Source organism: Okeania sp. SIO2C2 (assembly GCF_010692625.1).
Classification (GTDB): domain Bacteria; phylum Cyanobacteriota; class Cyanobacteriia; order Cyanobacteriales; family Microcoleaceae; genus Okeania; species Okeania hirsuta.
Map to the genome: position 1 here is coordinate 288,227 of NZ_JAAHGM010000003.1, position 25,462 is coordinate 313,688.

Below are 25,462 nucleotides of genomic sequence, written 5' to 3' on the forward strand. Positions count from 1 at the left end.
TTGATATTGCCAACCTTGTCATTGTGAGATGCCAGGATTGATTTACCCCCAAAACGCCACAACTCGCTGAATACACCAGAAGGATGCCATCGTCCCAATACTATATGTCGGCATCCATCCCAACCAGCGCGGATAGTTCTCGGAACCCAAACGTTTCAGACTCTCCATCACCGCAACAACCGCCAACACAAAAGCCAGTTGCCCTAGTTCCACCCCAACATTAAAAAACAACAACGCCGGAGGAATATCTTGCGGTGGCAACCCAACTTCAGTCAATGCACCCGCAAACCCAAAGCCATGCAACAATCCAAACGTCAGAGCCACCAACCAAGGATATTTTTCAGTCAGACCCGGTTTGCCCATCCGACTGTGAGCTAGTTCCGACGCCAAAAACAAAATACTCAAAGCAATCACCGCTTCCACAGGAGCTTGAGGCACATTCACAAACCCCAAAGTCGCCGCCCCCAGAGTAACACTGTGAGCCAGAGTAAAAGCAGTTATCGTCTTCACCAAACGCCAAGAGGGACCGACAATTAACACCAGCCCCAACACAAACAACAAATGGTCAATACCGCTAAAAATATGCTCTACACCCAATTTCAGATAAGTCTGCCCCACAGCAAACACCGTCGTTTTTTCTGGAATCACAAAAGTTTCCTGCCCAGTCGGCAACATAGTAGTTTGGGAGTGTCCATCGGCCCATTCCACTCGCAACAGCACTTCCACAAAGTTATTAATCAATCCAGGAAACGTAATAGTTGATTGAGCCAATCCTTTTTCACCACAATCTAATGTCCACCTGGAAACAGAAGTGGCGATCGCTCCCGGAGTAATGGCTACAGAACAGTGTTTAGGAAAAACGGGGCGAATGGCGATGGGAGGCCCATACCCATCATCCCCAGAACCGAAAGCTGGAGGTGTTTTCCAAAGTGCGTCAATTTGACCAGAAGGTTGTTCTCGTAATTCCAGGTAGGCAGTTTGAAAGCCATGAGCAATAGCCGGAGTGGGAGAAAATCCCAGAGTTATACCCACCAGGAGAATCAGACAAAGCCAACGTCCTATCCAGTTCATGCGTTGCCCTCCTGAAGTTCTTGGTTTACAGCCTCCTGGTCAATAGAGACCGTATAGCGATCGCGCAATTTTTGATAGAACAGTTCATCCTGCTTTTGCTTCTTGTCTCTGAGGTAGTCCAGACGGACATTTTTTCTCACCTCTGCCAAGGTTGCGGGATGACCTGGTTCAATGTCAGTCACGTTAACCAAATGACTGCCATAAGCTGAATGAAAAGGGCCTTGCCAACCCTTTTGTGTCACCTCGGCCATCTCCCGAGCCAAAGTTCCCCCAAAAGTATTGTTGAGAGTTTTAGCTGAAGCTAGGGTATAGGTTGTCGGTAACATGGAGCGATCGCCTCTAGGTTGAGTCTGCTTGGTATTATTCTGTAGCTGAGTCAGGATATTTTGGGCATCTGTATCGGTGTTATCCCCATGCAGTTCTTGGCTGAAATAGACTTGCTTAAAGCTAAACCTTCCAGGGATAGTATAGCGATTTGCATTACTTTCTAAATATCCTTGCAACTCTTCATCCGATGGTTCTTTGATGCCTGCCACATCTTGGACTAGGAACTGCATCTTTTGAATTAGCCGTCGCCGGACAATGATGTCCTTGTTATCTAAGCCCAAGGCCAGAGCTTCCTGATACAAGACCTCATCGTGAACATAGTTATCCACTAATTTTTGTAACTGTTGCGCAGTAGGTTTTCTGCCCCACTGCAACTTCCAGGTTGCTTGCAAGGACTCAATTACAGGGGTAGAGACTTCAATTTGTTTGGTGGAAGTAGATGTTATCGAAGGACTACCAACCCAAAAATACAGCCCAAAGAGTAGGGCACCCAAAACTAGGAAGTGTAACAATGGTTCTCGCAAAATGCGAATAAGGAGTTTGGGTTTATTATTGTCTTGAATTGATATTTCAGACGTTAGGGTTTCTTGATTTATGGGTTTTTCTGCTGTTTTTTGCATGAGCGGTTACACATTGAAATTGCTTTTTTGCATTTGTTGAAAAGCTGAACGCTTATTTTGACTTTTACAGCAGTTTCCGAAGTTATAAGGTACAGGGATTAATAATTGAATGTTTGCAGTGCGGGCATCTTGCCCGCGACGAGTGTACCTCATTAAAGTAGAATCTGCTGTAACTGTTAACTTTTGAGTTGTGAATCAGGTATGCCTCGAACTACAATCAAGCCGATATACGCTAGGTGTGCTTTTAGTTGCTCCTCAACAGTATTAGTAATCTCTTGGCTTTCCTGAAGAGATAAAGTAGGTGGTAACATGATGTCCATTTCCACATGGAGGCGATGTCCTAGCCAGCGAGTCCGCAGGTTAGCTATCCGCTCTGGAATCACCAACTCTTCAACTTCAGGCACATGACTGACAGCATGGTTGAGGGATTCAAGGATCTCTGGTTCCACGCCATCCAGCAAGCGACTAAAAATGGTCTGTCCTGACTCCCAGACAATTTTCAGTAATACTAAGGTTATGACTAAACCCATCACTGGATCGGCCCAGGGATAGCCAAGCCAAACACCTACAGCACTGAGTAACACTGCTAGACTGACCAGACCATCAGCCAAAGCATGATACCCATCAGCAATTAGGGCAGCACTGTTAATTTCGCGACCGACTCGAATGCGAAAAACGGCCACAATTTCGTTGCCGATGAAGCCGACAATAGCAGCGATCGCCAGTGCCCCCAAATGATGTAAAGGTTGAGGATGGTAAAATCGTTCCACAGACTCATAGGCGGTAATCATGGCACTCAATAAGACAATGGCCACAATCATCACCCCGGCCAAGTCTTCCAAACGAGCAAAACCATAGGAAAATCTGGGGGTTGGCTTACGTCGTGAGACGAGAAACGCCACACCCAAAGGTACGGCAGTCATGGCATCCCCGATGTTGTGGATTAGATCGGCAAGGAGAGCGATACTGCCAGAGAGCCAAAACACCACTGCCTGTAAGACAGCAGTGATTAGTAAACCGACCAGTGACCATTTCACAGCCCATATTCCCCGCTCCGAGCTAGCGATTTCGGGATCTATAATCCCGTGGGCATGGTTATGACCATCATGGTGGTGATGATGATGGTGGTGTTCTACTTCGGGTTTAGTGGCATCATCAGTTGGGATAAAGGGAAAAATTTGCGTCATAGTAGTTGTCAAGACAGAACATTTATCATTTCAGTGATGAGTAAGCGATCGCTGAAACTATTTCAAAGGTTTGTTTTGAAGCTAAGGAATATCTAGTGCAGGATGGCGGAAATAACTGACGAGTTACAAATTCCTAAAAGCCTTACCAATCAAAAATGATTGACTTTTGACTTTTAACTTCCGCGTAGCTGCACTAGGTATCAATAGTGGAGTTTTTTGAGCCAGATAAGTAGGTAGGTCTAATTAAACGTTAAAAAAATTGGGCGTTGCTGATTCTGGGTATGATGCAAGCCCCCCTAACCCCCCCAAATTGGGGGGAATAAAACTCTAAAAGTCCCCCAAAATTGGGGGATGCGCGGGGGCTTGACCAGAACCAAACAATCGCGCATTTATACTTCAATGGGGAATAAAACTCTAAAAGTCCCCCAAAATTGGGGGATGCGCGGGGGCTTGACCAGAACCAAACAATCGCGCATTTATACTTCAATTCAGCAACGCCAAAAATTGTAGGGGCAGGTTGAACCGAAAGCCTTGAATACACTCAATCTAGTTATCAAAATAATTGGGTTGCGCAACCCCGCATTTTAAGGCGAAATATTTTTGGATCGAAGCTCAAATCCCCTACTTCTCCTCCCAGGAGGGGAGGGGTTAGGGGTGGGTTAACTTCTGTACATCGCCAATTCGACGGCTCCCCTATCTGACTTCTGACTTCGTTAACAAAACCCGCCCCCTAATATTGCGTTTATTCATGCTCACCTACTTAGATCAGAAAATTGTGAGTTGATAATTCACTAAATGTTAGTAAGCAAATTATCTTTTTTCTAAGATTTTTCAATGACTTCAAACATTTTTGATTTTACTCACAAATCTAAAAAAAATCAACCATTTCCAACTTTAATTTATATTAAAAATTAACAGATAAAAAACTCAACCTTATAATTATATCATCCTTAAAATACTTTTATAGCTTAAAAGCTCTTGGTGCTACGAGAATGATAATCATTATTATTTTAGTTTAACTGACTATAAAATATTAAAAATTTCAATTTTAGTTAATGCAGAATTATACTAAATCCGGTTTATAGAGTATTCTTTTGGGGAGATGATTAGAGAGGATTTTGAAAAAGGTAATGCATGATAACGAAGTCAGAAGTCAGAAGTTAACCCACCCCTAACCCCTCCCAGGAGGCAGGGTCTATTTATTGTCACTAGAGAAAAATTGATGGGGAGATGGGGGGATGGGGAGATGGGGGGATGGGGAGATGGGGAGATTCTTAGATATTTGCACAATTAAATGTATTTCATATCCATATAAATATTCTCTGACGACAATGAATTAGCCCTGCTCCCAGGAGGGGAGGGGAAATCGGGGATTTGAGAAAAGCTCCAAAAATATTGCGCCTTAAAAGGCGGGGTTGCGCGACCCATATTATTTTGATAACCGGACATGATATTAGATAAAAAAAAACCCCAGATAGGTTTTACTACCTGGAGTTTTTCATTTTTGAAATGGAGAGAGCGATCGCCACACTATACCGCTAGGCGAAACTCAAAAGTAAATTGAGAACGATTCCCACTATCAAAATTTAACTTTGATTACGATTAACAATCACACTTTTTGTCCTGGCGACGCTTCCAGAGTCGCTTCAACGCTTTGCGAGACTGACGTCCAATGCCAGAGAGAAGATTATCTGAAGTTGAACCACCTGCACCTTCTTCATCAGAAGCACATTCGAGAGGTTTAATATTCGAGAAGTCAGAATAAGGAAGAGGACAATTTCCAGCATCATCCTTGGGTTCGGGAACTGTACCTGCTTCAATCGCATCCCGCGCCACCAATACCAACCGGATTAGTTCGTCCATTACTTCCGGAGTAATATTGACATTCATCGGATAAGCTTTCACCGCATAGATGAAACCCGGTTCTATTTCCTCATCGTCATAATCTGTAGGCCGGAAACCACTGGTATAGCTGATGTAAGGTGCATAAGCTCCCTCATGCAACTGACCGTCCCGATGCCACTGCCACAGCATATCGGCTATATCTTGCTGCAATTTATTATTTGCGTCCAATTCTTCCTTAGCCGCCGGATCGTTCAGTTCTTTTTCATATTGAGCTTTGGCATCCACTCCCTTTTTGTAAACCCGGAACAGAGTCACGAAACCTGAATCTGGTGTGTTGACACAAACTACAGTTGGTTCATTAGCAATAACCTCATGGCGCAGGTAATGTTGGATTTCCAGAATACCTCCCAGAACCGAGCGGAATCCTTCATAACCCATGTATTTGAGGGTTGCCCAGGCTGCCATTGAATAGGAACCGGAGCGGGACACTTCCAGGGTGTAGAGACCAGGGTTGTAGCAGGTACGGGCCTGAAGATAGGCTGAACCGGGACGACTGAGAAGTTCTTGGAATTTATGCAGGCTGCGAACCATAACCACGCTACAATTATAGGTTGACCAACCAGTCTTGTGAAAATCACAGCCAATGGCATCAGCGTGGACAATTTTGCTAATAGCCTCGTAGTTTTTCTTAATATTAGCCAAAACTGCTGGTGCAAAACCCAAGGGATTTTCTACAAAGTCATATCCTTTGAACATCAGCCAAGACCAGCCAATCACTGCATCAGCGTAAATTAGGGGTCGTCCTACTCCGTCAGGATGTTTTTCTAGGGGATAGAGTTCATCTACCAATTCCCTTACTTTGTCAATGGGGTCTACCGCAAAAGCATCTGTTGTACCCATCGTGCAGACAATGGCAGCGATGGGCGTACCAGAGGAATGGAGGACTCGCACCACTTCTTCTAGGTGGTCAAAATCCATGGCATTCGTGACATCATCGGTGTCAATTTCGATGTAGTTCTCCATACCCAGACCAGTCCAGTCTGTGGAATTCTGTTTGCAGTAGTGGCCTTGTTGAGACACCAACACTTTGGCATCAGTGCGAATGCCGTTACAACGGGAATTCATGCCCAAACAACTGGTCAGGGCGTATTTGATGCCATAAAAATAGCACCCAGAACCTCCAAAGGTGAACAGACCACCTGCTTCATCAGTTGGCCAACCAATCAAATCGGCTAAGATCGCAGAGGTCTCCATCTCAGTCTTTTCTACATCCCAGGCATATTCCCCCTCAATAATATTGGGGCTGAAAACCTGAGTCATCATGGCAGAAATAATTGCAGCAGTGTTAGCCGGAGGAATAACATTGGGCATTACCAGGGGATGATTCCAGTTGGGCATTCCCCGAAATAGTTCTGCTGCCTCCTCAAGCACATCTTCCACGGAAGCCATTTTTTCTCCCAGACGCGCTTCGGTCACTCTGCCATAATGGGGACCAGTAGGATCGTTTCCTAAATAACCCGGTGTACCTGTAGGGGAAGTAGACTGGGGTGGTTTGAGTCGGTCTAGATAACGAATGGCTTGGTGAACCATGTCCGCAAAGGGGTCTGAGGCTCCTGTGCAATAGTAAGTGGGGAAAGCGCTGCGCATCTCGGCGCGTAAATTAGCCCAACGGGGTGCATCGGGTTGGGTACTACCATCTTTATTCCAAAACGCAGAAAATTTGGAAACCATTATTTTACTCCTAATATTGTCAAGGATTGAAATCGAAAATCTATGCTAGAGCAATCCTGATATGAATCGAATCAATTCATATTGATTAATAGACTTGTCGCTTTATAACTATAAAAAACTGCTAAACCCTTATCATGTAAGGATTTTAGCAATTTCCAGTGCAAAACGTCTGGAATTACTACTGTGTCTTAATTTGAGCGATTTTTTCTATCTATTTAGCGACAACTCTAATATATAGTGAATTGTTTCCCTAAAATTTTCCTAAAGGAAAATTTTATTTTTGTACTTTTGCCAAAAATCTATTCCACCATTTTAGCTGTGTCACACCAGGGCCAGTAGTGGACTGTTTCATCTAAAATGGTGCATTAGAATAGCCAGTCAAAAGTTACTCTTGCTAAGACAAGCGATATAGCTGCCGCACTTGCTCCGCCAACGCAAAAAACAGACAACCAAAAACAAGCGATCGTTAAAAACAGACAGCCAAAAATAGACGTTCTGGACGCTCCACAACTAAAATAGTGGAATAGAATAGCCAGCAATATGAGGACAATAATTATGGGAAGAATTCTCCACTATTAGCAAGGGGAATTTTAGCATCGCGGTATTCCAGGAGATACATAAGTTCCCCGAAAACTTGGGAAAGGTTAGCGCGGTTAATTTCATCTATTATGAGTACGCAGGTATCTTGACAAAGTGCTGCTTTTTGACAAAATTTCAGGAAGCGACCCGGAACAACAGGATAGGTGAGTTTACCATCTTCGCTTTGCGGTCGGATACCTTGAATAAAGTCTTCGTAGGTGTAAGCAGGATGAAATTGAATGAGTTCCCAGAAACCGTCATCTCCACTGGTTAAATGTTGAGCAAGTTTTTGAGCGAGGAAAGTTTTACCTGTACCGGGTGGACCTTGGAAAATGGCTTGTTTTTTGCGGTCGATAGCGCGTATCCATTGTGTGAGTTGTGTTTCCGTGATGTTGGTTTCTTGGGAACATTGAGTTAAAGTGTATTTTGGTTGTAAATTAGACCTCTCCAAAAATACCGATTTTGGAATGGCAAGATAAGGGTTTGATAACCTTTTATGGAAATGTCTATTAGTTGCAGTGAAATTTATTTTTTCATCTTGATGAGTTTCATAAATATTGCCTGTACTGTTTATATTTTCACTAGGAAAATTGTATTTTTTCACATCTACTAACCAATGACAAAACATATCAAACAAATCATCATCTCGCATCGCAGGTATATTGTGTTTCTGCATTTCTTCAGCCAACTCTAAAATTAGATTACGACCAGTGAGATTAATATATGGGTATTCAGTTAGCTTTTCAGTATATTTTGTGTTACTTAAATAATTAATTACTTTTCTCGTCCTATCATTAATTAAAATAAAATCATCCGGCTTTAGTGCATTCAGAATAGGTGTCATTTTTCCTGCTTGAAATCCTCCAGAATTTGGTGATTTAGAAAAATTTTTACAAGCTAATAAAAATTTCTGATAATCTGTAATACAGTAATTTACAAAATTATAAATTTCTCTAGCAATAACAGACCAATATTCTTGCTTTTCCCAACCTTGATTTGTAGACCATTGAAACCATTCAGTTAAATCAATATTGTTTGATTCAGTAATGTGAGTCCATGCACCCCTTTGTCGATTTCTGGGAGTATTAGTATGAGGTAAAAGTTTGAATCTAACCGATTCAGTGATGTCTTCCCCTGCCTTAACAGCAGCAGTTATTTCTGCAAAATTCCGGCGACCTTGTTGACGTTGTTTTTCATAAGAAGCTCTATGATTTAATCCTTCTGAGCTATAGGGATATGAGTCAGCAAATTCCTGAAAAAGTTGAATAAATAAAGTTAGTTGTTTAATTGCCATACACAGTTATTTTTATTTTTTAATTAGGGCTTGCTGATTAATTCTCAAAGTATTGATAAATATAAGGTATTAGTCTTTTTGGGGTTCAAAAAAGTGCCAGCTTTTCGGTGCCTGTGAGCTGCAAAAAGCTAGTATTTTGGGCTGACTATGGTAGAACAATCTTGGGACAAAACGCCCGCTCCTACCTCCTAGTTCATTCCTCTAACTCCTGTCTCCTACCCCTACTAAAAGACTTTTGAGCGCAAACCCTAATTATTCAAAATCATAATCTACTAATCTCTTAAGAATTTCCCATTCATCGGGTTTTAAATAACGATAACTTTGGGGTGGTCTAAAATTATTCAATTCTTCCCTTAATTTTTCTAATTCGACTGGTTTTTTAAAGGTCTTGCTTTTTTGGAAAAATATTCCTATGCCAAACTTTACTCCTGAATAATAATCATAAAATTCTTCATGGGTAATTCCTGCTTTACCCTCTACTTCTTCCCAAAGGCAAGGAATGTTTTCTTTAATAATTTTTTTGACTTTAAAGTAACCAACTACGGCTTTTTTAGGAGATGAAACATAAACTATAACTAAATCATCTTTCTCTAGATCGGGAAAAACACGACGTAATTCAACTTTTTTTGTTTTCTGGTAGAAAATTTGATCAGCATATTCTGGCTTTATAGATAAAAGAACTGTATTTGACATACTTTTAGAATCCTTTTTACTGTTAGATTGCTTTCTCGTATATTTGGGCAAATTCATCTGGTGTTATTTTAAATAATCCTTGAACAGTTGTACGCTTTTTTAGTATATCCTGAAGCTGTTTTAAAGTGAGATTATTAGTGAACATTTGAGTATCACTAAATCGAATAGCCATTATATCTTCATTAGGCTTATTCTTGGTGATTTGTATTAAATATTCTAATTTATATACACCTAGATTACGAAATTGTCTATATAATTTTTCTGGTTTGTCTACTATAACTTCATCTAATCGAGAACAAGCTTTAATTACTTTTGTTGTTCCGTATGGAAAAGATTCATCATTGCTGACATACCATATAATTCTACCAATTACACCAGGTTTTAAACCTCCCTTAGAACGATAAAATACAAGTTCACGTTTAAGTGCCAACTCAGTTTTAGAGCCAAATAACCAATTATTAGCTAACTCTTCATCAAATAAATCTTTTGCCCAAAATGCTTTAATAGGAATAATCCATGTAGGAAGATTAGCATCAATTATTTTTGCAGGCCATAAGTATTTCTCTAAATTAAAATATAATTCTTTTTGCTCATGCTCATTTTCTACCTTTTTCTGAAGAAGTTGAGAGATTTGATGACAAAATTTATATTCTTTTCCTAAGCTAACGGCTAAATTTTCTAAATATTGTGATAGTTGATTTACTGTTTTAGCTACAGCCATATTAGCTCTTAAGTAAGTATTATTAAATTCTACAAAAGTTCCATCTTGATGAATATTTCTAATAACTGCTTCTGGCAAAAATGGATCTGTTATCTTAGTAAAATTTCTTTCTTCTCTGGCAGAAATTGATATAGATTGAAAAACTAAATGATTGGCAAGAGTGGCAGTTATAGAAGTATCTACAACTCTCATTAATGGAATTTCTAACTCATATTTTTTACGTCTATCATAAACAAATAAGGCTAAAGGTTGTTTTTCTCCTTCAAAAACAAAAAAACAATCAAATTTATCTGTCTCTGCAATAAAGCGAAGTATTTTTTGTTGAAACTCAGCCTTAGTTTCACCCAATTTATCAGCTCTAAAATATTCATTTAAAAGCTTTTCTTGCCCTAGAGTAACGCGGGATTTTTTTAGTAGAGTACCTGCTAGACGGACAGGTTGATATTCTGTTCGCCTGCGGATTTCATCCACTTGAATAATCAAATCTCTAGGATGAATAATAGAGACATTAAACTGTTCATAAAATTCATCCTCTATATCTAAGAGACTGCTATTATCAGTTACAAAAATGTAAACATCTGATGTAATAGCTTTATCTATATAGCGAATATCCGACTCACTAATATTAATTTTTTTTTGTTCAAATAAATTTTTAATAGACTGAATTTTTGAGGAATATCTTTTATTTGCCGATAAAATAGTAAAGAGTTTTTTCGCTAGATTGGTGAAGTGCTTTCTATCATCCTTATTATCAAAAAAAACATTTATTTTATTAAATATTTCATCTGTCAAACATAACTGTAAGTCAGGGTCTAACCAATCAGCAAGTAAGGATTGAGCATCTTTATTATTATTGTCACTATAATAAAAATCAAAGAAAATTTGTGAGTCTATAGCAACATATAATTTATACTCACGTTGACGAGTAGCAGCATTAGAAAACAAATTTGAATGATAGTGATCGAACCACCAATACGCGTTCATTTTTCCAGGAGTTTTTGCTGGTTTATCGTACTGAAAAACAAAACCTAACTTAGACCAGAAATTACTTAAATTAAAATCACGACGACAAGTTAAACCAATACCACTATATTTTTGTTGAGTAATTTCAACTAAATAACCAAATAATTTTTTAGCTACTCCTTTACCTTGATAAGAATGAGCAATACATAAATGAATAATACCAACTCGGTTATATGAAGTTGCTACTCTATATAATAAATACCCAACGCAACTTTTATTAGAGTCAATAGCTACAATTATTTGGCGACATTTTGCATAATTATTAAAAGCTTTTCTAGGGAGAAAACCTAGAGTTTCTCTATTAGTATCACCCAATTCAATAACAGCTTGCAAATGGGGATAATTTTCGTCAATTTCTATAATTTTTATTTGTTCTGTCATTTTTGATCCTTGTTTAAATCACTTAACTAGACTTAGGTATTCAATCAATACAATCATAGACAGCATAATATTTGTAGCAATGAATTTTTTATTATACTATAGAACCAATTGTTTAATAATAATTAAAGTCCAACTAAAATAATGAGTAAGTTAATAGCTTTTGGATGGTATGGAGGAAAATTTAATCATCTTGATTGGTTACTGCCACTGTTGCCAGAAACACAACATTACTGTGAACCTTTTGGTGGTTCGGCAGCAGTTTTATTGAATAGAAAACCGTCTGCGGTAGAAACCTATAACGATCTGGATGGAGAAGTTGTTAACTTTTTTAGAATGTTAAGGGACTCTCAAGAAGAACTAATTCAAGCGATCGCTCTTACTCCCTTTTCTAGAGAAGAATTTAAAATAGCGCTGACACCACCTACAGAACAAATTTCTGATTTAGAACCTGCCCGCCGTTTTTTTGTCCGAGCGCGACAAGTCAGAACAGGATTAGCTCAAACTGCGAGTGTAGGACGTTGCATTGTAAGCTAACAACCAGAGCAGGAATGGCAGGTGCTGTTTCCCGTTGGTTAGGTAGTGTAGAGGGATTATCGGAAATTGTGCAAAGGTTATTGCGGGTGCAAATTGAACATTCTCCAGCTATTGAAGTTATCAAACGTTTTGATAGTCAAGAAACACTTTTTTATTGCGATCCACCCTATCCCCACGACTCGCGGACGGATACAAAAGCTTACGGGTCTGAAATGACTGATGACGAACACAAAAAATTAGCTGAAGTGTTGCATAGTATTCAAGGTAAAGTTGCCATTTCTGGATATCATTGTCAATTATTTGATACCCTTTATCAAGATTGGTATTGTATTGATGCTCCAGCAAAAAAAGCTCATTCGACTAACACTCGTACCGACTGAAATAAAACCGGGTTGAAGTTTTGTGGGTAAATTATCAATTATCAGAACAGGAGGTTAAGTGTCAGAACCCTAACCTCTAACTATCAAGCTAAAGAAATTTAGCCTAACTTTTGAAACTTGGTATAATCTCAATAATTTTATCTGCTGGAACATTACCAAGCTCTCTAGGTTCTAACTTATGTAAACCACCCCCATAAACTCGGCCTTCACTTATCAATATATCTAACGAAATTTGATTCAAAATCTGCCAAACGTTCCTGAGTATATCCGGGTTTTTCTTAAAAATATCCTCTAGCTCAAATTTCGGATACAAAATCAAATAAACATTTGTCGCTGTTGCCTGAGAATGATTCAAAATAAATCTAAATGGTGTTCTTTTTAAGCTATCTTGACGCCCCATATAAGTACAAACTAACGCTGATGATTTACGATGTTCCTGTTGATACCATAGTCGCCTATGTTTACACAAATAACGATTACTAATTCCTTTTTTGATTCCCATCTGAAGATACTGCCAAAGTGAGGGATATTGAAATTGAATTTCATTCTTTGATAAATCGCATGAAAGTAGAAATAACTGACGTTCTAAAATAGGATTACCTAAAGCATCAGCTTCAATTTCATCAACTGAAAAATATCGCGGACTAGGTAAAATAGGAGTTAAAAATTCTGGAGGAAGTTGATATTTGGATATTTGTTCTGGCGTTAAAATAAAAAAATCGTTAGCCCCAGTTGCTAAACCACGTTTGATTGTAAATAATTCTGATAATTTGACTCCCTGAATATCAATTTTTATACTGCTATCTAATTTATAAATATTTGTCCATTTATTAACATTTTTTAGTGCTTCAACAGATATCAATTGAGTTTTTTTTTGCTTAGTTAAGCTACCACTATATGTAAACTCAATTTGATGATTATCTGATGGAATTTTCTTTCTAAACCAAACTACTGAAGAAGAGACAAGAGCATTTTTAAACTGCATATCTTTTGGCTCAAAGGAATGAACTCGTAATAATGTTACTTGATTTAATAAATAATCTCTAATTTGCTGTCCATAATTCACATCCATAAAACCACTAGGAATTAACCATGCAGCCAAACAATTTTTAGTCATCCAGCCATGAGATATAAGTAAAAAATGACAATAAATTCCTGCTAATTTACTGAGCTTTATTCCAGTTATCTTTTTTGTTAAATTTTGCAATCTTAGCTTTTCATCTTTAGTTAAATGATGATGTCTGATATAGGGAGGATTACAGATTATTAAATTAGCTTTAGCTGCATCTAATTCTGGTGGACTACAAGTTGTAAAATCAGCAACATTTAATTTTAATCTTGTTTGACTCCAAAGCTGCCTCGCTTCTTGACCACAGTGAGAATCTATTTCATATCCAATAGCTTCATCAATATCTGATATAGGAAATAAGTTTAATAGCGCAGAATAAAAAGCACCTGTTCCAAAAGCAGGATCGAGAAAGCGAATTTTTTGTTTAGGTAAAAGCTTTATACAATATTGAAGGATATCTTTTGCTAGTTCTGTTGGTGTAGCAAACTGACCAAGTTGATTTTTTTCAGCTTGAGTTTTAGTGGCATCAAGTTTGTTTTGTAAGTTGATTCTGGCTAATTCTTGAGTTTGATTTACTATCATCATCTACACTCCAAATAATTCTAAATCATCTATGCTATGTTCCCATACCCAGTCTATACCTTCGGCAGCTTCATAGCCTAAATATCCACTATCAAAGTAGCCACATAAAAATAAAATAAAATTGACACTTTTGCCGTAAGTATTTCTTAGTTGATTAATTTTAATAGCTTCCTCTTTCCGTCTTTTATTTGTATTTGTATAATCGCCTGCTGACTTCGCTTCAATTAATAGTGGTAACTCACCAACTTGAGAATTAAACGGCATAATCATAGTATCAATAGGGATATTAATCTGTTTGCTACCTTTAGATTGTTTTACTGATATATTCATCCGAAATGAAAAACTGCCTGGATTGAGCTGATCAAACTGTAAACCACTGCCAGTTTCAATATAAGAATAACCTCTTTTTTCTAACCAATTTCTTATAGTAGAAAGTTGCCTTTGTTCTTGAGCATTACGAATAATAGGGTCAGCTAAATTACCACATAAGCGATCGGCAACAATTGTCGCAGCTCTACTAATTTCTATATCGGTTGGTTGTCTAGCACTTTTGAGCCAAGGAAAGATATCTTTATCTAGCAATCTAATAATAATTAGACAAATTTTATCAAGTTCAGAATTAATTTCTTCTGGATTCATTCGTGGCGGTATTCGTAGTTTTTCTTCCATATTCTTAACAAGGTTAGGTCGTACATTAGCAAGTCCAATGAGTCGATAGCGAGCAATAGGTGGCGCTGTTGCCATCCGTAATATAGGCAAGATAAATGGGTGCTGATACAGTATCTCCCGTGAGATATTTGTGAAATTAGCTGTCAAAATTAATGTGGACTCAACCTGTTGAGTGCTACTAAGACGAGTTTCTTTGTATGTTATCGGGGCAAACTCAAGAAACCAATTATTGTAGAAATCTACTGACTGAGCAATATCTTTTTTCCACAGATGGGGTTTATCTGCATTTACTGGCATTATTAAAACTTTTAAGCTCCTCAAATAATAATTTGAACTACAAGCGGAATGTAGGTTGAAACAATCTATCAATAGGCAACAGCTAACAAAGTAGGGACGTTCCTACAGGGTTATCATATTTTTACCGTTAATATTGTCATCTCTAACTTCATTTATTATACTATAGAACTAACTGTTTAATAATAACTAAAATCTAACTTAAAGAATGAGTAAGTTAATAGCTTTTGGATGGTATGGAGGAAAGTTTAATCATCTTGATTGGTTACTGCCACTGTTACCAAAAACACAACATTACTGTGAACCTTTTGGTGGTTCGGCAGCAGTTTTATTGAATAGAAAACCCTCTGCTGTGGAAACCTATAACGATCTAGATGGAGAAGTTGTTAACTTTTTTAGAATGTTACGAGACTCTCAAGAAGAACTAATTCAAGCGATCGCTCTTACTCCTTTTTCTAGAGAAGAATTTAAAATAGCCTTGACACCACCTACAGAAAAAATTTCTGACTTAGAACGCGCTCGTCGTTTTTTTGTCCGAGCAAGACAAGTTAGAACGGGATTAGCTCAAACTGCGAGTGTAGGAAGGTGGGCACATTGTAAACTCACAACCAGAGCAGGAATGGCAGGTGCTGTTTCTCGTTGGTTAGGTAGTGTAGAGGGTTTATCGGAAATTGTGCAAAGGTTGCTGCGGGTGCAAATTGAAAATTCTCCAGCTATTGAAGTTATCAAACGTTTCGATAGCGAGGAAACACTTTTTTATTGCGATCCACCTTATCCACACGACTCGCGGACGGATAAAAAAGCTTATGGGTATGAAATGACTGATGACGAACATAGAAAATTAGCTGAAGTGTTGCATAGTGTTCAAAGCAAAGTTGCGATTTCTGGGTATCATTGTCAATTATTTGATACGCTTTATCAAGATTGGTATTGTATTGATGCTCCAGCAAAAAAAGCTCATTCGACTAACACTCGTACCGACGGAAAAAAACAAAACCGGGTTGAAGTTTTGTGGTTAAATTATCAAATATCAGAACAGGAGATTAAATGTCAGAACCACAAGAAATCCTTGAAACCATCTATCGACGGGCAACAACTAACATTACCTGGTCTTTTGTAGATGACAACGAAATGAGTCAGCAAGTAGAGTATATTGCGCGAAATCTCAAAAACCGTGCAGGAGTAAGATTGCTGATGTCCTGCTTACTGGCAAAAATTCATAAACCAGAACTAGATGTGAGAAAACCTTACACAGAGATAGGTAGCAATGATGCTTTTTCAGGGCGTACTTATGATGAGCAATATATTACTCCCTTTATCAGTAAGTATGACTTGCCTTGTAATAATACAACAGCTTTTCTCACACCTGCTCTACGAAACCGTAACAATACTCTGACAAAAGACTTTAATCTTGTTGGTCGTCCACCACAACTTTATCGTGCTATTCTCAATTTATTGGATGATGTTTATAATGACCGTGTTTTACCTTTTGACCTTCTAACAGAAACTGTTCGTTGGTTGATTATTCTGAGAAATGAAAGACAGCAACGCCTAGAATCATTGATTCAAACACTAAATACTACTAGAGATGATACACTCTTACTTTCTTGTGAAGATATAGTTAATCTAATCGAAAAACATTTGAGTTTAAAAGGAACAAGTCGTCTTCCAGTCTTAATAGTAGCTGCTGCATATAAAGTAGCTGAAAAATACCTAAAAGAAAGGATACTTTCTCTTCATTCTCATAATGCTGCGGATATTCAAACAGGTGCATTAGGAGATGTAGAAATTACCTTAATTGATAATGATGAGGTGATAACTTGTTATGAAATAAAAAATAAATCTGTTACTAATAATGACATAGATAGAGCATTACAAAAGTTATCTTTAACTAATAAAAAAATAGATAACTATATCTTTATTACTACTGAAAAAATTAATCCACAAGTTCAAGAATATGCCGGATCTCTATACTTAAATACTGGAGGAATAGAATTTGTTATTCTGGATTGTATTTCATTTATTAGACATTTTCTCCATTTATTTTATAGGTTAAGAAATAACTTTTTAGAAGTGTATCAAGAACTAATTCTAGCAGAACCATAAAGTTCAGTTAGTCAACCAGTGAAAGAAGCTTTTTTAGCAATGCGTCAAGCTGTTGAAGTTGGTATGGAGGATTGCTAATTTATATTGATAGAATGCTCAAATAAATTTATTTGAGCATTTTTTATGACTGCAATATAATTAAATCATAGCTCTAGAAACAGGAGCAAAATACAACACCATAAACTGTTCTGGTTCCAAACCCAATGACTCATAAGTGCGCCCACTAGGGTAGTAAAACTCAACCTCAAATGCTTTTCCACCAGCCAAAATTTCTACTATTGTACCCACCTGTCCGCGATATAAATTTACTTCGAGTAAGTCTTCTGTAAGAGCTACTACATCTAATAGTTTGATTGTTTCATTCATATTTTTACCTTCAATAATTATAGCTATAAATTCATGCAATCCCACTCAATTTCTTTTCCATACTTTAAGCAGTAATAAATTTCTGGTCTCTCTTCAAAATCTGAACTTATTCTTAAAGGATAACCATCTTCTCTATTCTCAAAAAAGAGAATAAACTCATTATCTTTTTGAAATAATTCTGCCTTGTAACCTTTTACTTTTACTTTTCCCTGCTTAAGTAAGTGAGCATCATTACTAGGTCTTTGTCGATCAACTTTAGGTATTGGATACTTATTTCTCAATTCTTGGGATGACCAACTATAGTAATTATCAAATGATAAGGGTATATAATTATCAGCAGCATATCTAAATTCTGAGGAAGTTGAACGAGGATCGGAAGCTATTTTTACATACATTCCCATATTAACTAGACTTTCAACAACTGGTTTAAAATCTCGATCGCCAGCAATTAAAACTGCATTGGTCATGTTATTACGAATCGTGTGATTCATCATATCTACTGTTAATAAAACATCCACTTCTTTTTGACGTTTATTGTTTGGAGTACCTACTAAACTTCCTAACTTAACGTGATATCCTTCCAGAGAACGGATTTGATTAAAATCATCCTTTTGTTTAGATTTACGAGCTTCAAAATCTTCATCTTTCTCATTTTTATTCTGAATTTCATCAAGGCAGTCATAATAGAAAACTTTTTTAGCTTTAAAATGGCTTTTGATTGCAGCAAAGTTAATATTTCTCAAATCTACAACCTCATTGTTGAACCATTTAGAAGTGGCTTTTTCGTACTTGTCTCTCAAATAACCTCCATCTATAAATAAATAGATTATTTCAGGCGGTTGATTACTTATTATTTGTCTTGCTGTAATTGGCATTTTTTACAATCAATCTAATTTTACACTTCAATTTGTAATTTTTATACTACAATAAATCAAAGATACCTGCTAATGTTGACCAAATTCTTTTGTTGATAGATCGACTCTTTTAACAAAATTAAGATAAACAGGCACTTATGCAGATAAGATTAAACACAACCAATACCCTAGATAATGGATGATACAAAGAAATAAGTCTAAAATTCTCAATATACTAACAAAAAAATCTAAAATCCAATGGTTGAAGCAAAATCCTATAAAGACACCGTAAACTTGCCCCAAACCAACTTTAATATGAGGGCAAACTCAGTCACTCGCGAACCTGAACTACAAAAGTTTTGGGCAGAATCACAAATCTACGAACGTCTCTCCGAGACCAACCCAGGGGAAATATTTACCCTACATGATGGCCCGCCTTATGCAAATGGCAACCTCCATATTGGCCATGCTATGAATAAAATTCTTAAAGATATTATTAACCGCTATCAAATACTCCAAGGGCGAAAAGTACGTTATGTTCCTGGTTGGGATTGCCACGGTTTACCCATTGAATTAAAAGTTATTCAAAATCTTAAATCAGCAGAAAGGGGAAAACTCACACCTATAGAATTACGTCAAAAAGCTAGAGATTTTGCTCTGGAAACTGTAGATAAACAACGGCAGTCGTTCAAACGTTATGGAGTTTGGGGAGACTGGGAACATCCTTACATGACTCTGACTCCAGAATATGAAGCTGCTCAAATTGGGGTATTTGGCAAAATGGTTTTGAAAGGCTACATTTATCGTGGTCTTAAACCTGTACATTGGAGTCCGAGTTCTAAGACTGCTCTTGCAGAAGCTGAACTGGAATATCCTGAAGGTCACACATCTCAAAGTATCTATGCTGCTTTTAAAATTACGAAACTAGCAAAAGCGGTTCAAAAATCTCTCGCACCTTATCTGGAAAAACTTTGGGTTGCTATCTGGACGACAACACCTTGGACTATTCCTGGTAATTTGGCAGTCAGCGTTAACCCAGACCTTGACTATGCTGTGGTTAAACCCGATGCTGACTATGCAATGGGAGAAGACAAATTATTTATAGTTGCAGCAGAAGCGGTGGAACGTTTGTCGGCAACTTTGGGTACAACTTTAACACCTGTAGCGACAGTCAAAGGTCAAGACTTGGAAAATTGTACTTACCAACATCCACTGTTTGACCGGGAAAGTAATATTGTTATTGGTGGCGACTACGTTACTACCGACTCAGGTACAGGTTTAGTTCACACTGCTCCCGGTCATGGTCAGGAAGACTATATTGTAGGGCAACGTTATAGTTTGCCAATTTTGTCCCCTGTGGATGGCAATGGGAAATTTACTGCTGAAGCAGGAGACTTTGAGGGGTTAAATGTATTAAAAGAGGGAAATGTTGCCATTATCGAAGCACTGCAAAATGTTAACTCTCTCCTGAAAGAAGAACCCTACGAACACAAATATCCTTATGACTGGCGAACTAAAAAACCAACTATTTTCCGAGCTACCGAACAATGGTTTGCTTCTGTAGAGGGTTTCCGCAATGAAGCTTTGAAGGCGATCGCTGATGTGCAGTGGATACCTGCTCAAGGAGAAAACCGTATTACTCCTATGGTGAGCGATCGCTCTGACTGGTGTATTTCTCGACAAAGAAGTTGGGGGGTTCCTATTCCGGTATTTTATGATGAAAAGACTGGGGAACCTTTGCTGACTGAGGAGACTATTGCTCATGTACAAAAAATTGTTGCTGAAAAAGGTTCTGATGCTTGGTGGGAAATGTCGGTGGCGGAACTTTTACCAGAAAAATATCGCCCAGATGCTGATAAATACCAGAAAGGTACGGATACGATGGATGTGTGGTTTGACTCTGGTTCATCTTGGGCAGCAGTTGCTCAACAAAGGGATGGGTTAAAGTATCCAGTTGATATCTATTTGGAGGGTTCCGACCAACATCGCGGTTGGTTTCAGTCAAGTTTGCTGACCAGTATTGCTACCAATGGTGTTGCACCATATAAAACTGTTTTGACTCACGGTTTTGTGCTTGACGAGAATGGTCGCAAGATGAGTAAGTCTCTGGGGAATGTGGTAGACCCGTCAATAGTTATCGAAGGCGGTAAAAATCAAAAACAAGAACCTGCTTATGGTGCAGACATTTTACGTTTGTGGGTTTCCTCTGTAGATTATTCTTCCGATGTACCCCTTGGTAAAAATATTCTCAAACAAATAGCAGATATTTATCGCAAAATTAGAAACACAGCGCGGTTTTTGTTAGGGAATATCCATGATTTCGATCCGGCAAAAGATGCTGTTGCTTATGAAGAAATGCCAGAGTTAGACCGTTATATGTTGCACCGGATGACAGAGGTGTTTGCCGAAGTCAAGGATGGTTTTGATAAATTTCAATATTTCCGCTTTTTCCAAACAATTCAAAATTTCTGTGTGGTTGACTTATCTAATTTTTATTTAGATATTGCTAAAGACAGACTTTATATTAGTGCGACCGATGCTTACAGACGGCGTAGTTGTCAGACTGTTTTAGCTGTAGCTGTAGAAAACTTGGCAAAAGCGATCGCTCCTGTTTTACCTCACATGGCAGAAGATATTTGGCAAAATATTCCTTATCCTACTCCCTACAAGTCTGTATTTGAGTCTGGGTGGGTAAAAATGGAGGAAAAATGGCATAACCCAGAATTGGCTAAGTTATGGGAAGAGTTACGAAAAACTCGTACTGAAGTTAACAAAGTTTTGGAAAAAGCACGGGCTGAAAAAGCCATTGGTGCGCCCCTAGAAGCAAAGGTATTGTTGTATGTAAAAGATGCTGACTTACGGGAGCAAATACAAGGTTTTAACCCGATTGCTAAAGCAGAAAAAAGTCAGTCAGAATTTCTGGAAGCAAAAATAGAAATTGAACCAGAAAAAACAGAAAATACAACTCTTAATCATCCGCCAAAAACTACTGCTAATTTTGCTAAAGATCGGGAACTTTTATCAGAATTATTCGCTTTTTTGAGTAAACTATTTAGTGGATATCAAAAAGTTTTAGTGGCAGTATTTTTTATCATTATATTACTGTTGTTAATCCGAGTAACATTAACAGTATTAACAACAATTCACCAACTACCTGTAGTAAATTCCATCATGGAATTAGTTGGAATTATATACACAATTCGCTTTGTGACTGGCGACCTATTATTTGCTAAAAATCGGCAAAAGTTGTCTGAGAAAATTAAATTGACGACAGAAGATATATTTGGCAAAGATATTTTATTACCCAAACGGAAAACATCAACAGATAATACGGTTAAACAGTCAGCAACTTTAGTCTCACCAGAAGGAGCTTATGTTCCTCCCCAAAAAGTAGATTTTACCCCAGTAACACAAGTAGTAGAAGCAGAAACTTTACCTAAGCAAGCTAATAATATTAAAGCCAAAATAGCTGGTAATGGAGTTGATGAATTACGTTATCTGTTTATTACTTCCCAAGTAGAATTATTAGAGTCTGCAGAAGCTTTAAGTAACCTTGAATATAAATCTATTTCAGACTCTTTAGGAATAGGAGTAGTCAAAGCTGATGGAGAGAAATGCGACCGCTGTTGGAATTATTCTACTCATGTGGGTGTTTCTTCAGAAGACCCCACTATTTGTGAACGTTGTGTTGCTGCTTTAGCAGGAGAGTTTTAACAAAAAGCAATTAGCAGTCAGCTATCAGCTATTAGTAAGGTGCGTTAATGAAATGTAACGCACCGTCTATACTAAATAAAATCCTATAATTTAAACAACAGCAAAATCAGTTAACTTACGATTTTCAGGATCGTGGAAAGCTAAAACAATATCTTCTTTCGGTACATTTTCCCTTAATAACTCATTAGCAATACCTTCCTCCGTCCAATCTTCCTCAATATAAATCTTCTCATTTTTAATCCGAATATAAACAGAAATTGCTTGAATTCGTCTATAATTTTTCCAGCCAATATTAAACCAAAGATATTGACTTCTTTGGTCATCAAACATTAATACCTCATCTATATCAGGATCGGGAAGTTGTGCTGATATTCTTTGATAATTAGTTAGGATTTGTTTGATGATATTTTGATAATTAATTAGCTTATCCATTTAATAATTTCCTCTTTTTTAATGTCAATTACTATAGGAATTGATAACGTTACTATATATTTGACAAAACAAATCCTTTAAACAACAGCAAAATCAGTTAACTTACGAGTTTCAGGATCGTGGAAAGCTAAAACAATATCTTCTTTCGGTACATTTTCCCTTAATAACTCATTAGCAATACCTTCCTCCGTCCAATCTTCCTCAATATAAATCTTCTCATTTTTAATCCGAATATGAACTTGAATATTTCTGATTTTTTTCTTTCCTTCCCAACCCATAAACAGCCAAAAATATTGATCATGTATCTCATCAAAAACAAGACAACTTTCTCGGTCTAAATTGGTTGAACCTAAAACCCATTCGTGATATTCAGTTAATATATTTTTAATATAATTACGATATTTTTCTAATTTATCCATTTGGTGATTTCCTCCCGATCAATATCAACAATAATCAAAAGTAATTGATTGATTTTAGTAATATCTTGAATTGAATCTCTTTGAAAAAAGTTTTCGTAAACACTGTCTTTAATTGCTAGGTAAATTTGATACTCTGGTTGAGTAAGATTGATTAAATTTCGATATAAAATATATTGTCCTAAAGCCGTTTCAAAATCTCTCATGGGTGAGGGACTTAAAAAGCTTTTAATTTCGACAACAATTTTATCTCCTTTTTTCAGCAGCAATAGGTTTTTCTACTGCTAAATCAGCAAAAATTCAGCATCTTTGTATTTGATTACATAAGGGTCTGCTAAAATTATCCAACCATCTTTAATTAAAGCATTTTTGACAGCTTGATGATAAGTATCTTTTGCTGGCATTATTTCCTTCCTCCTTCTAATTGCCAATTAAAATCAAAGGCGACCAATAAAACGGATGAATATTCTCCCTAACATAACCTAACTTTGCCCGCCGCAACGCCTCAACCTTCGTCATTCCTTCCTTCACATTCTCATAAAAATTCACCATAATATCCTTTGTTATCCCATCCTCCGCATTCCATAAACTGGCAATAACCGCATCAGCACCCGCACGCTCAAATAAATAGGCAACTCCTGCTATTTCTTCACCGTTGGAGTCTGCTTTCATCGCAGTTTGGCAAGCACTCAATACAATTAAGTCTGTATTTTCTAATCCTAAAAGTGCAGCATCGGCAATATTAAAAGTTTCTCTGTTGGCAAACAGAATAGTATTTTCCTCTAAACCGACGCCAGGGCAACCCTCTTTTTGAAAGCAACCGTGGGTAGCGAGATGCACTAAGGGAAAACCGGAAGATTCTGTTTTGAAACTGGCGAGGGTTGCTTTTTCCCGAATTAAGTGTTTGCCTGATAACTTTTCTACGATACTTTTGGCTTCTATTTCTGCACCGGGGAGGTTTATCTTTGTAGGAGTGGGATTGCCAAATGCTAATACTTTTAAGGGTTTAGTCTTTTTTTCCTCCTGTTTTCTGGTGCCAGAGATGCGGGTGAGGTAGTGGATGGGATATTTTTCAAGTAAATATTCGTCTGTTTGATGATCAAATAGGGTTTCAAAGGGAATATAACGCAATTTCCCTGTGGCGATCATAGCTAGTCGTTTTGGCGAATAAGCTGTTATTTCTGCTTCCATCGGGCGAATCAGATAGTCATAGAGTTTTTCTTGGTTAATGTCGTAGTCGTCAGCATTGGGGTTTTCTAGTTGGGCGCGATATTCGGTGAGGAGGCGATCGAATTCTTCGGCATCGATGGGTATTTTTTTGACTATGGTGGGTTTGTCTCTGGTGACAAGGAATATGGCAATGCTATCGGGAACATTTGTAATACCAGTTAAAAGAGCAGGTTGAATAACAACGGTATCCGGTGGAATATTAGCTTTGAGTTTGTCGATGTTTTCGGGTTTGAATTCAAAAAGCTCGGCAACTTCTGGGTATTTGTTGGTAATGTCGGCAGCGAGTTGATTGGTTTCTGCTTGTAACTGGTTAATTTGTTGGGAAAGTTGGGGACTCCATTCATCTTTTATTTTGCCATAGAGAATTTGTAACTGTTGATTTTTTTGTTGCCATTGGTTAATCAGTTTTTGAGTTTCTGGGTTTTTGACTTTAGCATCAATAAGGCGAGTGTAGTCAGCGAGGTCGAAAGTAGTAGCTAGGTTATACCATTTCCAGGCAGCGTCAGGTTTGTTTTGGTTGATGAGAAGATTGATAAGGGCGATCGCTCGGCCTTCATTATCTTCTAAAAAAGCCTTGCGGTTTTCTTTTTGTAAACCAGCACGCATTTCTAGGGTAATTTCTACTGACCTTTCCCAGTGGTTTATAGCTTTCTCTGGTTGGTTGCTATCTTGGTAAACTGCAGCAATATTACTGAGAGTAGTAGCTTCTAGTAAGCGATCACCCACTTTTTGGCTGATGGGTAAAGCTTGTTCGTAGTATTCCAATGCTTTTTGAGGTTGACTTGTACTGTGGTAAACTAGACCAATATTATTGAGAGCATAAGCTTCTCCTGAGCGATTACCCACTTCTTGCATGATGGGTAATGCTTTCTGGTAATATTCTAATGCCTTTTGTGGTTGACCTATATTGCGGTAAAGTTCACCAATATTATTGAGAGTAGTAGCTTCTCCTGAGCGATTGCCTACTTCTTGCATGACGGGTAAAGCTTGCTCGTAGTATTCCAATGCTTTTTGAGGTTGACTTGTACTGTGGTAAACTAGACCAATATTATTGAGAGCATAAGCTTCTCCTGAGCGATTACCCACTTCTTGCATGACGGGTAATGCTTTCTGGTAATATTCTAATGCCTTTTGTGGTTGACCTATATTGCGGTAAAGTTCACCAATATTATTGAGAGTAGTAGCTTCTCCTGAGCGATTGCCTACTTCTTGCATGACGGGTAAAGCTTGCTCGTAGTATTCCAATGCTTTTTGAGGTTGACTTGTACTGTGGTAAACTAGACCAATATTATTGAGAGCATAAGCTTCTCCTGAGCGATTACCCACTTCTTGCATGACGGGTAA

At 37.8% G+C, this 25,462-nt stretch carries 20 protein-coding genes and 1 pseudogene; 6 read left to right on the forward strand and 15 right to left on the reverse strand.

Annotated elements, in window-relative coordinates; translation table 11 throughout:
• Positions 1 to 42 precede the first annotated feature (42 nt).
• From F6K18_RS03420 to F6K18_RS03430, 3 genes are all read right to left on the reverse strand, one after another.
• A complete protein-coding gene (locus F6K18_RS03420; protein WP_287518659.1) occupies positions 43 to 1,071 on the reverse strand; it encodes a HupE/UreJ family protein in 1,029 nt (342 codons plus the stop codon).
• Complete coding sequence (locus F6K18_RS03425) at positions 1,068 to 2,018, reverse strand: peptidylprolyl isomerase (RefSeq protein ID WP_287518661.1); 951 nt, start codon at positions 2,016 to 2,018, stop codon at positions 1,068 to 1,070. Before F6K18_RS03425 ends, F6K18_RS03420 begins: the two co-directional genes overlap by 4 nt.
• A gap of 176 nt (positions 2,019 to 2,194) precedes the next feature.
• Positions 2,195 to 3,205, reverse strand: coding sequence for a cation diffusion facilitator family transporter (locus tag F6K18_RS03430; protein WP_287518663.1), 1,011 nt, complete (start codon positions 3,203 to 3,205; stop codon positions 2,195 to 2,197).
• Between F6K18_RS03430 and F6K18_RS03435 the strand changes: the two genes are divergently transcribed.
• Positions 3,110 to 3,301 carry a hypothetical protein gene (locus F6K18_RS03435; RefSeq protein WP_287518766.1) on the forward strand — a complete coding sequence of 64 codons (192 nt, stop codon included), beginning with the start codon at positions 3,110 to 3,112 and terminating at the stop codon, positions 3,299 to 3,301. The genes F6K18_RS03430 and F6K18_RS03435 overlap by 96 nt on opposite strands.
• A 1,506-nt stretch (positions 3,302 to 4,807) precedes the next feature.
• Here F6K18_RS03435 and F6K18_RS03440 read toward each other — a convergent pair.
• The 4 genes from F6K18_RS03440 to F6K18_RS03455 form a co-directional block, all read right to left on the reverse strand.
• Positions 4,808 to 6,781 carry a pyridoxal-dependent decarboxylase gene (locus tag F6K18_RS03440; protein ID WP_287518666.1) on the reverse strand — a complete coding sequence of 658 codons (1,974 nt, stop codon included), beginning with the start codon at positions 6,779 to 6,781 and terminating at the stop codon, positions 4,808 to 4,810.
• A 553-nt stretch (positions 6,782 to 7,334) separates the two neighbouring features.
• Entirely contained in the window at positions 7,335 to 8,654 is a 1,320-nt protein-coding gene (locus F6K18_RS03445) for an McrB family protein (RefSeq protein ID WP_287518668.1), read from the reverse strand.
• A 252-nt stretch (positions 8,655 to 8,906) separates the two neighbouring features.
• Entirely contained in the window at positions 8,907 to 9,347 is a 441-nt protein-coding gene (locus F6K18_RS03450; protein WP_287518669.1) for an ASCH domain-containing protein, read from the reverse strand.
• Positions 9,348 to 9,369: 22 nt separating this feature from the next.
• Positions 9,370 to 11,472: a GNAT family N-acetyltransferase gene (locus F6K18_RS03455; RefSeq protein WP_287518670.1), complete on the reverse strand. Its 2,103-nt coding sequence runs from the start codon at positions 11,470 to 11,472 to the stop codon at positions 9,370 to 9,372.
• 141 nt (positions 11,473 to 11,613) lie between these two features.
• On the opposite strand from F6K18_RS03455, the gene F6K18_RS03460 reads away from it, so the two are divergent.
• Both F6K18_RS03460 and F6K18_RS03465 read left to right on the forward strand, forming a co-directional pair.
• Positions 11,614 to 12,006: a DNA adenine methylase gene (locus tag F6K18_RS03460; protein ID WP_287518672.1), complete on the forward strand. Its 393-nt coding sequence runs from the start codon at positions 11,614 to 11,616 to the stop codon at positions 12,004 to 12,006.
• A gap of 14 nt (positions 12,007 to 12,020) precedes the next feature.
• Entirely contained in the window at positions 12,021 to 12,386 is a 366-nt protein-coding gene (locus F6K18_RS03465; protein WP_287518674.1) for a DNA adenine methylase, read from the forward strand.
• Between the two features lie 103 nt (positions 12,387 to 12,489).
• Here F6K18_RS03465 and F6K18_RS03470 read toward each other — a convergent pair whose 3' ends face one another.
• Together F6K18_RS03470 and F6K18_RS03475 are read right to left on the reverse strand one after the other, a co-directional pair.
• Positions 12,490 to 14,040: a class I SAM-dependent methyltransferase gene (locus F6K18_RS03470; protein WP_287518675.1), complete on the reverse strand. Its 1,551-nt coding sequence runs from the start codon at positions 14,038 to 14,040 to the stop codon at positions 12,490 to 12,492.
• The gene (locus F6K18_RS03475) at positions 14,041 to 15,003 is read right to left on the reverse strand and encodes a XamI family restriction endonuclease (RefSeq protein ID WP_287518676.1); all 963 of its coding nucleotides are present in this window, start codon (positions 15,001 to 15,003) and stop codon (positions 14,041 to 14,043) included.
• 205 nt (positions 15,004 to 15,208) lie between these two features.
• On the opposite strand from F6K18_RS03475, the gene F6K18_RS03480 reads away from it, so the two are divergent.
• Complete coding sequence (locus F6K18_RS03480; RefSeq protein WP_287518678.1) at positions 15,209 to 16,120, forward strand: DNA adenine methylase; 912 nt, start codon at positions 15,209 to 15,211, stop codon at positions 16,118 to 16,120.
• Positions 16,048 to 17,106 (forward strand): restriction endonuclease, SacI family, encoded by a 1,059-nt coding sequence (locus F6K18_RS03485; protein ID WP_287518680.1) that lies wholly within the window; start codon positions 16,048 to 16,050, stop codon positions 17,104 to 17,106. Before F6K18_RS03480 ends, F6K18_RS03485 begins: the two co-directional genes overlap by 73 nt.
• A 138-nt stretch (positions 17,107 to 17,244) precedes the next feature.
• Here the strand turns inward: F6K18_RS03485 and F6K18_RS03490 are convergent, their stop codons facing one another.
• Together F6K18_RS03490 and F6K18_RS03495 are read right to left on the reverse strand one after the other, a co-directional pair.
• Positions 17,245 to 17,472, reverse strand: a complete 228-nt coding sequence (locus tag F6K18_RS03490; RefSeq protein WP_287518683.1) for a DUF4926 domain-containing protein — start codon at positions 17,470 to 17,472, stop codon at positions 17,245 to 17,247.
• A 23-nt stretch (positions 17,473 to 17,495) separates the two neighbouring features.
• On the reverse strand, positions 17,496 to 18,347 hold the full coding sequence (locus F6K18_RS03495) for an NYN domain-containing protein (RefSeq protein WP_287518686.1): 852 nt from the start codon (positions 18,345 to 18,347) through the stop codon (positions 17,496 to 17,498).
• Between the two features lie 237 nt (positions 18,348 to 18,584).
• Here F6K18_RS03495 and ileS point away from each other — a divergent pair, with 237 nt between their 5' ends.
• Entirely contained in the window at positions 18,585 to 22,040 is a 3,456-nt protein-coding gene (gene ileS, locus F6K18_RS03500) for an isoleucine--tRNA ligase (RefSeq protein WP_287518689.1), read from the forward strand.
• 90 nt (positions 22,041 to 22,130) lie between these two features.
• Here the strand turns inward: ileS and F6K18_RS03505 are convergent, their stop codons facing one another.
• From F6K18_RS03505 to F6K18_RS03520, 4 genes and pseudogenes are all read right to left on the reverse strand, one after another.
• The gene (locus tag F6K18_RS03505) at positions 22,131 to 22,472 is read right to left on the reverse strand and encodes a XisI protein (RefSeq protein WP_287518691.1); all 342 of its coding nucleotides are present in this window, start codon (positions 22,470 to 22,472) and stop codon (positions 22,131 to 22,133) included.
• A 77-nt stretch (positions 22,473 to 22,549) separates the two neighbouring features.
• Positions 22,550 to 22,891 (reverse strand): XisI protein, encoded by a 342-nt coding sequence (locus F6K18_RS03510; protein WP_287518693.1) that lies wholly within the window; start codon positions 22,889 to 22,891, stop codon positions 22,550 to 22,552.
• Positions 22,879 to 23,292 (reverse strand): annotated as a pseudogene (locus tag F6K18_RS03515) (element excision factor XisH family protein). The gene F6K18_RS03510 and the pseudogene F6K18_RS03515 overlap by 13 nt, the downstream one beginning before the upstream one ends.
• Positions 23,293 to 23,308: 16 nt before the next feature.
• Positions 23,309 to 25,462: CHAT domain-containing protein (locus F6K18_RS03520; protein ID WP_287518696.1), on the reverse strand; the 2,154-nt coding region annotated here is incomplete at its 5' end.